Raw genomic sequence first — 10,243 nt, forward strand, 5'->3', positions numbered from 1 at the left:
GAATCTCTCCCGGTTTTCTGTTTAAAAAGCAAAGATACGAAGGATTTCGCCTGCGACAAGTTTCATTTTCTTAATGAATATGTATTTCTGAGCTATCCCCGGTTGATCAATCTGATACAATTCTCGGGTGCCACCCAGGATCATCATTTCCCGGCTGAACCTCAACGGTTACAAGTCCTTTCCGGATAAGACGGATATCCGTTTTGATCCGGGTGTGAGCATTGTTGTCGGCCCGAACGGGTGCGGAAAGTCCAACGTCTGCGAGGCGGTCGCCTGGGTACTGGGAAGCCAGAGCCCCAAGGAGTTCCGTACGCAGGCCATGGCGGACGTGATCTTCGCGGGAACGAGGAAGCGAAAGGCCCTGGGGCTGGCGGAAGTTTCCATTACCTTTTACTCCGGCGATTCCAGCCTTCCCGGCGCCGCCCAGGAGATGGAAGTCTCCCGGCGCGTCTTTCAGGACGGGGGCGGAGAATATCGTATCGACGGAAAGGTGGTTCGGCTGAAAGATCTTTTGGACCTTCTGGGGGATACGGGGTTCAATTACTCCTCCTATTCCATCATCAGCCAGGGACAGGTCGAAGCCTTTGTTCAGATGCGGGGCACGGAGCGGCGTCAGCTCATTGAAGAAGCCGCCGGAATTGCCCGGTTTCGAGAGAAGAAGCGCCAGACTGTTCTGAAGCTGGAAGAGACGCGGGGCAACCTTCAGCGCATCGAAGATATCCTCCAGGAGAAGGAGAAGCAGCTCCATTCGCTGAAGGTCCAGGCCGGCCGTGCCCGCCGTTACCGTGATCTCGAATCCCGCGTCATGGAGCTCCAGCGGCTTCTTCTTTTCAGCCAGTTCCATCAGTTGACGGAGGAGCGGCTTAACCTGGAGGGACAGTACCGGGATTCTCACCTCTCTGAAAGCAAGCTCTCAGCCGAGCTCGGAGAGCTGGAAAAAACTTCCGCAGAGGCAGAAACCGCTCTGCTCGCCTGGAATGAGAGAGCATCAAGTCTGGATCGGGATTACCAGGAGAAGATGTCTGAAATTTCAAAGTCCCGCGCCCTGATCGATGTACTGGAAAACCAGATACAGACTCTGGCACAGACCCGTGAACAGATCGGAGCCGAGATCGGACAGGGAGTAAAAGAGCGCCATGAGACCGGGGTTAAACTTGCCAGACTCTCGAAGGAAATAACCCGTCAGGAAACGCATGTGACTACCCTGAAGGATGCTCTTGCAACCATGGAGCAGGATGGGGCCGGATTCGATGGGGAGGAAAGAAACATACGCACCAGACTCGAAGAGGAACGCCACACCCTGGTGAGCCGTCTCGAAAAGAGAGAATCACTCAATGCACGGCTTGTGGAAACCCAGGCTTCTCTTTCCTTCGATCATCGTGAATGGGAACGGGTCTCTTCCGAACTGATGTCGATGGAAAAGGAGATTCGAACATTCGAAGAGGAAAAGTCTACTCTGGCGGTATCCCGTAAAGAGCTTGAAAAAGACCGAAAGAAAGTGCTCGATAGGATTGAGGCGCTGGATCTGGAACATGGAAGCCTGACGGAATCCAGAGAACGGGATATCCAGGAGCACGCCTCTCTTTCCACCCGGATTGACGGATGGGAGACGACACTTCTGGATCTGGAAAAACGGATTCAGATCCTGCAGGATCAAAAGCGGCTCCCCGCTCTCGTCGAGATGCCGGATTCCTGGGAGCCTTTTGCCGACACGCTCTTTCATCTTATTGCCGAGGCTTCCCTCGGGGAGATAGATTCCTCGGTCACCGTCCGGAAGACAACGATAAATCTGCCCGAAATCGAGGGGGCCACGCCGCTGAACGCCTTCCTGAAGCTTCATCCCGAAGCGCCTTCCTGGCTTCTCTCGGCACTTCCGGGAATCTACCTTGTAGAGGAGAAAAACCTCGACAAACAGGTTTCGGCTTACCCTCACGTCCTCTTTTTCTCCTCCACAGGATCTTTCGCCTGGGGCGGGCTGCGCGGGTCACCGCCCTATGCGGCCGCAGGCACCTTTTCAGAGACGATTCACTTTCGAACGATCCAGGAAAACCTTGAAAAAGCACGGAAAACGCGCGGGGAGCTGGAATCCAGAATTTCGAAGACGGAAAAGAAGATCGAAGAAACCCGCTCAAACCTCGCGGACACAAGAGATAAAGGAGCCACAGTTCAAAATTCTCTGTCTGACGCGATCCGGCGATCGGAGGAAGTAACCCGAAAGCTCTCCACCCTCCGTACATCGTGCGCTCACCTTCGGGAGGCCCGGAAGGATTTCGAAGGACGGAACAAAGTGGCTGAGACATCACTCGGAGAGATGAAAGCTCAGCTGACGGTCCTGGACAAGGAGATTGAGGAAACCAAAGTATGCATCCAGAATCTGTCCAGGGACCTGGAATCTAAACTGGGAAACCTGACAAGCTGGAGGTCCCGGCTGCAGGAGGAACGCTCAGCCTGTCAGAAAGCTGAGATGGAACTGATGAAACTGCAGGAAGAACATCGGTCTCTCCTGCGAAAGCGGGATGATCTGGACGCTCATACTGCCTCCCTCAGGGAGCGGGATGTTCAGACGGAGAAGCAAATCGACCTTGTGGGAGAGACGCGGACAGAGCAGACAGGAATCATTGAAGCTGTCGAAAGTACGGCAGGAACGTTAGCACTGGAACGGGAACGATTGAAAGCGGAAGGTGAAAAGCTCCGCGAGAAGAAGACAAAAAGTGAGACGTCATTGCGGGAAGTCCGCCACCGTCTCGATTCCGCGCGGGAACAATCGGCTCAGGTGTCGACCCGGCTTGAAGTGGCCAGGGTAAAACTTCAGGAAGTTGCGCAGCGCAGCCATGAAATTTTTCACGTCCCACCGGGCCGGCTGGAAGGGATTTCAGAGGAGATCTCGATGGAGGATGCCCAGTCGGAACTGGATAATACCCGAAATGCATTACAGCGCCTCGGAGCCGTGAACCTGCTTGCGGAGGAGGAATTCACGAGCATTGAGTCCGATGTGGAGCTGATCCGGAAGGAAAAGGGCGATCTTGTCGGATCCCTGAACGGACTGAATGCCACCGCGCAGGAGCTGGAACAGACTGCGCAGAGGATGTTTCTGGATACGTACAGTGAGGTGAATCGAATCCTGGGGACTTATATCGAAAACCTCTTCCGGGGAGGACACGGAGAGTTGAGACTTCTGGATGAGGAAAACCCCCTTGAATCGGGTGTTGATATCTTTGTTCAGCCCCCGGGAAAGCGTCTTCAGAATATGCTCCTGCTTTCCGGTGGAGAAAAGGCGCTGGCAGCCCTGGCTCTGCTGATGGCCCTCTTCCGCTTCCGGCCCTCCCCCTTCCTGATCCTGGATGAAGTTGACGCAGCACTGGACGACGCCAACGTGGAACGGTTTATTCATCTGGTCGAGGAAGTACGATCCGATACCCAGGTCATCCTGATCACCCATAACCGGCGAACCATGGATCTGGCCGATCTCCTCCTGGGAGTCACGATGGAGGAGCCCGGGTGCAGCAAGGTGATTACCCTTCCGACGACCCGGGTCTGATCAAAGACAGGAAGAGGCGTTCATAATCATCCGCTACCCGCTCCCAGGTATACCTGGTCTCCACAAGTTTTCTCCCGTGAATTCCCATTTGTTTCAGCCGGCCGTGTTGTCCGGCGAGTGATTCCATTGCCCCGCAGAGGGCTTCGACCTTACCCGGGGGAACCGTGACTCCCGCGTCCGAACTCTGGATATCTGCCGCGACTCCAACGATCGAGGTCGTAAGGACGGGACAGCCGCAGGCCAGGGCCTCAAGAAGAACGAGGCCGAACCCTTCCTGACGGGCATCGGTGGAGGGCAGAACAAAGAGATCCGAAGCCCGATAGAAGTCCGGAAGGGACTCGTCGGGTACGAATCCGGAAAACGTGACCTGGCCCTCCAGGTTCAAATTTGATACAAGCTGGCGGTAGCGGGAAAGCTCTTCCCCTTTCCCTCCCACATTCAACAGGACGATCATTCCCCTGTCTTTCAGGATCTTCATGGCGTCAAGAAGAAGATCGAGTCCCTTGTACCCGTGCTGACGATCGAGGATGCTCAAAAAGGAAAGGGTCAAAGCGGAGTGATGCACTTGATCCGGCCCGGCGGAAAACCGGCTGGTGTCCACACCCCAGGGAATGGCGGTGATTTTGTTCTGAAAGGGCCGCAGGTGGATGGAATATTTCGCGTATTCTCTGTGGGAAACGACGATTCGGTCGGTGCGGTGCAGGACCCATTTCAGGAAGATCGAATTGTAGAGCCGGGCAAGGATGGATTTGGCCCCGGATCCGTAAATATCATTGTGGTAGGTGAGAACGAGGGGCTTCTTCTGGATTCGGGCGGCGAGGGATCCCCATTCGGAGAACCAGACAGTGGGGAGGTGGATGTGCACAAGATCGGGATGAAAAGCCAGCAGGGCTGCGAGGATTCCAGGGGTCAGGTTGGTGTTACTGACCTTTCCAAAATAGGGAAGGCGTACGACTTCGATCCCGTCCACCCTGTCCGTGCCGCCCCCCTCGTCCGCGCATACCACCCGAACACGATGGCCGCGCCGGACAAGATTGCGCCCCAGGTGGTAGACCGTCTGTTCCACGCCCCCGATATAGGGTGGAAACCGGACGACCGACTCAGCGATCTTCATAGGCGAGTCCCATTGTGATGACCTGATCGTGCTCCTCACGCCCGGATGCCCGAAGATGAAGCTTCTCAAGGGTCGAAGTAAACCGGGACCATTCGTACGAATAGATGGCCCCGTGGGTCAGGCGCCCATGGCGGGCGGCGTAGCGACCGAGAAAGTATTTCGGAGGACTCTTCTGTTCGCTTCGCAAATAGGAAATCGCGGTTCGGCCGGTTACGAGGTAGAAACCGTAGGGATCGTTCACCAGGACAACCGCATCTTCGGGGAGTCGAAGGCCGGCCTCCCGTGCAACGATTCCATTCACCGAGTTCATTGTCCAGAGATCCCGGTTTTCGGCTGTTGAACCTACCAGGTAGAGAAGAATCCCGGCTGAGACAAGAACGATTCCAACGGGAACCATGCGGTGAATCCTTCGGCCTGCACCGATGATCCGGCAGATACCGGCAAGATAAAAGGGCAGAACCAGCACGAAATAACGCGGACTCACGACAGGAATGATACAGAGGAGGGCCAGGTGAATCGGGAGAAGGAAGGCAAGGAAAGAGGATTGCCGGGCCGCGGCGAGTCCTCCGATCAGGAGGAGAAGGCCAATGGGCCAGAGGGGAGGAGGGACCGAGGCGGGATCGTGATAGGAATCGGAAAAGACAAGGGACTGGGGCAGAGTCTCGTTCAGGATTCTGGCAAAGTTGGAACCGGCCCGCTGGATCAGCCTCAGATCCGTTGGCTGGAGCAGCTCCTGGGTCTCTCCCGTCCAGGTGTCAGCCAGAAGGGGAGTCCGGCTGGGCTGGAGGAGGCCCGGCTGGGCCCAGAGGGTCCATCCCACGAAGGGGAGGGAAGCCAGCAGGGCGATCAGCACGGGGACGATCGTTGCCCGGCGGCGGAGGAAACGATAGAGGCCATCCAGACCATAGGCCAGGGGAAGCATGAGGCCGATCGGTTTCAGCAGAGGAGCCAGAAGGAGAGGGAGAATCATCCATCGTTCCCTTCCTTTGACGTAGAGGACCACAGCGGCCATGATCACAAGGGCAAGGGGAATCTCTCCCTGGATCCGAAGGATATACCGGGCCAGATTTGACAGGCAGAGAAAGAGGATGATCCAGTGAGATTCGGGGGCCGGAAAGACTCGATAGACCAGGATGAGCAGCCCCAGAAAGAAAAGGATGAGGTGGATGCGTAGCAGGTTATAGTTCAGATCGAAGAGGAGGATCTGGGGTGCCAAAATGGCGGGATATGCGGGTGGATAGAGGATAAAGGAGGGAGCCTCCGGATGGCTGATTTCCGTAAGGCCTTTGCCTTCAGCAAGAGCCTTGCCGGCGACGAGAAACCCGCCGCTGTCGTACCGGGGATAGTAGGACATCTGAAAGGCCCGACCGAGGAGGAAGGTAAGTGCGGCGATTGCCAGCCAGGTGACCCAGCGGCCCTCCTTTGTTGCCCGGTTCCAGAATGAAGGGCTAGGCACCGGCGGCCGCCACTTCACGATAGAATTCTTCCAGCCGGGAAAAATGAAGTCCTGCGTCCCAGCGGGAGGAGATCTTCAGGGCTTCCCTGTGCATCGTATTCCACTCTTCACGGTTGTGATGGAGCCGGATCATGGCTTCTGAAAGTGCCTGCGCGTTCCCCGGCGGGACCAGTATTCCACTCTTTCCATCCAGAACCATTTCAGGGATACCCCCGATCGAAGAAGCAATTAGGGGAACTCCGGCCATGGCTGCCTCCACAAGAACCAGGGGATGGTTCTCTCTCCAGATCGAAGGCAGGACCAGGACATGGGACTCGTAAAGAATATCGGTAATCACACTGCCAGGAACCTTACCTCTGTATCGAATGGAAGGATTCTTCCCGGCCAGGTTTTCGATTTCCTGCCGGAGCGGACCCTCCCCGGCGATAACGAGCTTCATTCCTTCCGAAGGATCGATCCGGGCCCAGCTGTCCAGGAGGACCCTGACACCTTTCTGCAAGGTAAGGCCGCCGATATAGGTGATCTGAAAGGAGTTTTCCTGTCGCTGATCCGGGGGTGCCGGGGGCCTGGGAACGCCGAGGGGCAGATGTTCGATGCGGGATTGGCGAAAAATTCCGAATTCGGCGTGGGTATCCGCAAGATGTCGGCTTGGAGACAGAACGAGTGCGGGACCTGATCCCATGGCCCACTGCTTCGCCGCTTTATAGACCCGGCAGGGGAGGGGAAGGTCGGGACAGGGGCCCCAGGAACGGAATGGACAGGTGAAGATGGCATAGGGACAGATCGCGGCAAAATCGTGAAGAGTATGGATCGCAGGAATTCCTGACCGCTTTGCAACACGGAAAATGGCGTGCGAGAAACCGTCGATTTTATGGGTATGGAGAATATCGGGCTGAAATCGCTGAAAGATGGATCTCAACAGCGGCACCATGCGGGGATTGTAAGCGTCCAGATAGTGCCATAGAGCTTTGGTCAGGGGCGAGCTGGTCGAAAGGTTTCGGATTCGGGCTACATTTTTTTGCGGACATGAAATTACGTGAATCCCATCGATCTCGTCTTCCTGAATTTCATCCGCGTCACCCAGAACCAGCAGAGCCGCTTCGTGCTTCCCCTTCAGATGGTGCACGACGTCCCACGCATAGTTCTCAGCACCTCCCGTTCTCCACTTTCCCTGTGCTGCGGCGACTAGAATTCTCATTGAAAGGTATTGTACCCCAATCCTTGCTTGCGATAGGAACCCTCTTCCGGTAGGATACATCCGGGAAAGGAGCCTGCATGAGCGAATTTAAGCCGTATGTCCCCGCCGAGACCCGGTACCGGGATGTAACGATAAGAGCCCTGATCACCGGGGCTCTCTTTGGCGCCATCTTCGGGTCTGCGAATGCCTATCTCGGCCTGAGGGTCGGATTGACGATTTCCACGTCGATTCCCCTTGCCGTTCTCAGCGTAGCGGTTTTCAAGCTGCTGGAACGGGTTTCGCGGAAGACAAATATTCTGGAATGCAACATCGCCCAGACGATGGGGTCGGCGTCCTCTTCCCTTGCCTCCGGGGTGATCTTTACGATCCCCGCTCTATACATGTGGGGATTTGATCCTCCGCTGGTTCAGATCGGCATTCTTGCCCTCCTCGGCGGCATTCTCGGCATTCTCTTCATGATTCCGCTTCGTCCCTATCTGATCGTGAAGGAACACCATGAGCTTCCCTACCCTGAAGGAACGGCGGCGGCACAGGTGCTGATTGCGGCCGACGCCGGGGGAGCCCGGGCTCAAAATGTCTTTATCGGTCTGGTCGTCGGGGCCGTGTACAAAGTCCTCCTTTCTTTTGGAAAACTCTGGGCGGAGGAGATTAACATCAAGATTCCCTCGTTGAAGAAGGGAATCATCGGGCTCGACCCGACGCCGGCACTCCTGGGTGTGGGATATATCCTCGGGTACCGCATTGCAGGGATCATGGTGGCCGGAGGGATCCTTTCCTCCCTTGTTCTTATCCCCATGATCGCCCACTTTGGAGAATCTGCGGTTCACCCTCTCTTTCCTTCCCTGGATGTCCCCATTTCCGCCATGTCCGCCAAAGATATCTGGCAGAACTACGTCCGGTACATCGGAGCCGGCGCTGTCGCCTTTGCCGGCATCCTGACTGTGCTCCGTTCCCTTCCCACGATGATGCAGAGCCTGATGGACGGGTTGAAGGGATTTACTTCCGAGGGAAGAAAGGTGGGGGTCGCGCCGATTCGAACCCAGCACGATCTGCCCATGTCCGTTGTCCTGATTGGGGCTGCGGTTGTCGTCGGGGTTACCATGATTTCCTCGCACGTTCTGGGTGTGGGAGCCTCGATACCCCTGCGGGTCTTTGGTGCCCTCTGTATCGTTCTCTTTGCCTTCATGTTCGTAACGGTTTCCTCCCGTATCGTCGGTCTGGTGGGGGTTACGTCCAACCCTACGTCGGGAATGGCGATCGTGACACTTCTGGGAACCAGCTCAATCTTCTACCTCCTGGGATGGACGGACGATGCTGCAAAGGCCACAGTCCTCACGATCGGGACCGTGGTTTGCGTGGCGGCTTCCATTGCCGGAGATATTTCGCAGGATCTCAAGTGCGGGTACATCATCGGGGCCACCCCTTCCCGGCAGCAGATTGTTGAGCTCATTTCAAGCCTTACTTCGGCGTTTGCCATTGCCGCCGCAGTCTTTTTTCTTGGGAAGGGGCTTGGTTTTGGAACCGAAGCCCTGCCCGCGCCGCAGGCCACCTTGATGAAAACGGTCATCGAAGGTGTCCTTCAGGCCGATCTTCCCTGGGGACTCGTACTCACCGGCGCGTCCCTGGCTCTCGTTGCCTCCCTGCTGGGGGTACCTCCGCTTCCTTTTGCTGTGGGCATCTACCTTCCCGTGAAGACGATGACCCCGGTCTTTGTCGGTGGCGTTCTTCGTTCCCTCGTGGAGTACCGGGCACGCCGACGGGGACAGGACATGGATCAACGCAGGGAAAAGGGTGTTCTTCTTGCTTCCGGCATGATCGCCGGGGAAGGCCTTGTGGGGGTAGGCCTTGCCGTTTTTGCCTATATTTCAGGCCGGAAGCCGGAGGGCTGGGGCCTTGAGTTTTCGGGGTATGGAGACCAGATCGCCGCCATGGCGGCCTTTACCCTCCTGGCCTTTTTCCTCGTTCGAATGACCCGTCTAAAGCCGGAATCTGAATAGAGGCAGGGCCGACCCCTTGATCGTGAAGAGGATCGAAAAAAGAAGCAGATCAGGGTTCTTCGGACCGGAACGACCTTAATACTTCTTCAAAATCGGGCTGGTTCTTCTCAAAACGGGAAGGCAGGCTCCACAGGAGAACCTGGTGATAGTAAGATCCCAGGTCCACGGATACATGCCAGTACCGGATACGGGTATTGTTGATCGAGCCAAGGATCTCATACTTCACGGCAGGATAGTCCACGATATTCAGATTGTAGGGTCCTTCCACCTTCGGATTTTCCAGGGAATTCACGAGGATCCCGCTGGCGATCTGACTGAATTGTTCCAGATCCACATCTTCGTCAAAATCCATTTTCGATTCGCTCAGGATCGTGCAGTAGGCCTCCCGGGCCAGGTTTCCCATTTCCAGATCGGCGCTGTCATTCAGACGGCCGTTGAGAAAGGACCACGAGCCCGGCCTGGAAATCGAAAACTGTCCCTCCAGAAACTGCACCGCTTCAGGAGGTTTGTTCGCAATGGCCGTTTTGAAGAAGGAGCTGGCTACAATCACGGTCATGATGACGATGATTACGAAATTTAGGAAGATGCCGATTCCCGCGGGAATCAGGATCCCTTTCCATCCATGTTTCGAAATTCCAAAGAGGGCCGCGATTCCGCAGATGAGTCCGAGAAAATAGAGGACAAGCGCAACGGATGCAATAACAAGGCTGCGGGTTCCCGTGGCGTCATCCAGGGGAAAGGCTGCTTTGACCAGGATATTCATGCCTACAACCACGAGCGGAGCGATCCAGCTTGCCTTCGCGAGCTGGACCGAAAGTGGTGGTTTCGCTACGGCCGTTCCGGGAGATGAAATGACGGGTCCTGGCTGCATTGAGATCTCCTTCCTTGTTCCCTTCTCATCGTATGATAGCGTAACCGGGATACGAACGAAACGGTTTAG

6 protein-coding genes are annotated in these 10,243 nt (G+C 56.1%); 2 read left to right on the plus strand and 4 right to left on the minus strand.

Translation table 11 applies throughout. The features are described from left to right. The first annotated feature begins 127 nt into the window (after positions 1 to 127). Positions 128 to 3,538 (plus strand): chromosome segregation protein SMC, encoded by a 3,411-nt coding sequence (gene smc / locus PLD04_00870; GenBank protein ID HXK66869.1) that lies wholly within the window; start codon positions 128 to 130, stop codon positions 3,536 to 3,538. Here smc and PLD04_00875 read toward each other — a convergent pair. Genes PLD04_00875 through PLD04_00885 form a run of 3 tightly spaced genes read right to left on the minus strand, consistent with a single transcriptional unit; the run spans position 3,513 to position 7,306 of the window. Then, positions 3,513 to 4,652, minus strand: coding sequence for a glycosyltransferase family 4 protein (locus PLD04_00875; protein ID HXK66870.1), 1,140 nt, complete (start codon positions 4,650 to 4,652; stop codon positions 3,513 to 3,515). The genes smc and PLD04_00875 overlap by 26 nt on opposite strands. Then, positions 4,639 to 6,126, minus strand: coding sequence for a hypothetical protein (locus PLD04_00880; protein HXK66871.1), 1,488 nt, complete (start codon positions 6,124 to 6,126; stop codon positions 4,639 to 4,641). The genes PLD04_00875 and PLD04_00880 overlap by 14 nt, the downstream gene beginning before the upstream one ends. After that, positions 6,101 to 7,306, minus strand: a complete 1,206-nt coding sequence (locus PLD04_00885) for a glycosyltransferase family 4 protein (GenBank protein ID HXK66872.1) — start codon at positions 7,304 to 7,306, stop codon at positions 6,101 to 6,103. Before PLD04_00885 ends, PLD04_00880 begins: the two co-directional genes overlap by 26 nt. 77 nt (positions 7,307 to 7,383) lie before the next feature. Between PLD04_00885 and PLD04_00890 the strand changes: the two genes are divergently transcribed. Beyond that, positions 7,384 to 9,303 carry an oligopeptide transporter, OPT family gene (locus tag PLD04_00890; protein HXK66873.1) on the plus strand — a complete coding sequence of 640 codons (1,920 nt, stop codon included), beginning with the start codon at positions 7,384 to 7,386 and terminating at the stop codon, positions 9,301 to 9,303. 49 nt (positions 9,304 to 9,352) lie between these two features. Here PLD04_00890 and PLD04_00895 read toward each other — a convergent pair whose 3' ends face one another. Continuing rightward, on the minus strand, positions 9,353 to 10,174 hold the full coding sequence (locus PLD04_00895; GenBank protein HXK66874.1) for a hypothetical protein: 822 nt from the start codon (positions 10,172 to 10,174) through the stop codon (positions 9,353 to 9,355). Positions 10,175 to 10,243 lie beyond the last annotated feature (69 nt).

It is taken from the genome of Thermoanaerobaculia bacterium (assembly GCA_035593605.1).
Taxonomy (GTDB): Bacteria; Acidobacteriota; Thermoanaerobaculia; order UBA2201; family DAOSWS01; genus DAOSWS01.

Excerpts from the sequence above, each read along its gene's own strand:
- PLD04_00875 (HXK66870.1), bottom strand. The coding sequence starts at position 4,652 with ATGAAGATCGCTGAGTCGGTCGTCCGGTTTCCACCCTATATCGGGGGC.
- PLD04_00885 (HXK66872.1), bottom strand. The coding sequence starts at position 7,306 with ATGAGAATTCTAGTCGCCGCAGCACAGGGAAAGTGGAGAACGGGAGGT.
- PLD04_00890 (HXK66873.1), top strand. The coding sequence starts at position 7,384 with ATGAGCGAATTTAAGCCGTATGTCCCCGCCGAGACCCGGTACCGGGAT.
- PLD04_00895 (HXK66874.1), bottom strand. The coding sequence starts at position 10,174 with ATGCAGCCAGGACCCGTCATTTCATCTCCCGGAACGGCCGTAGCGAAA.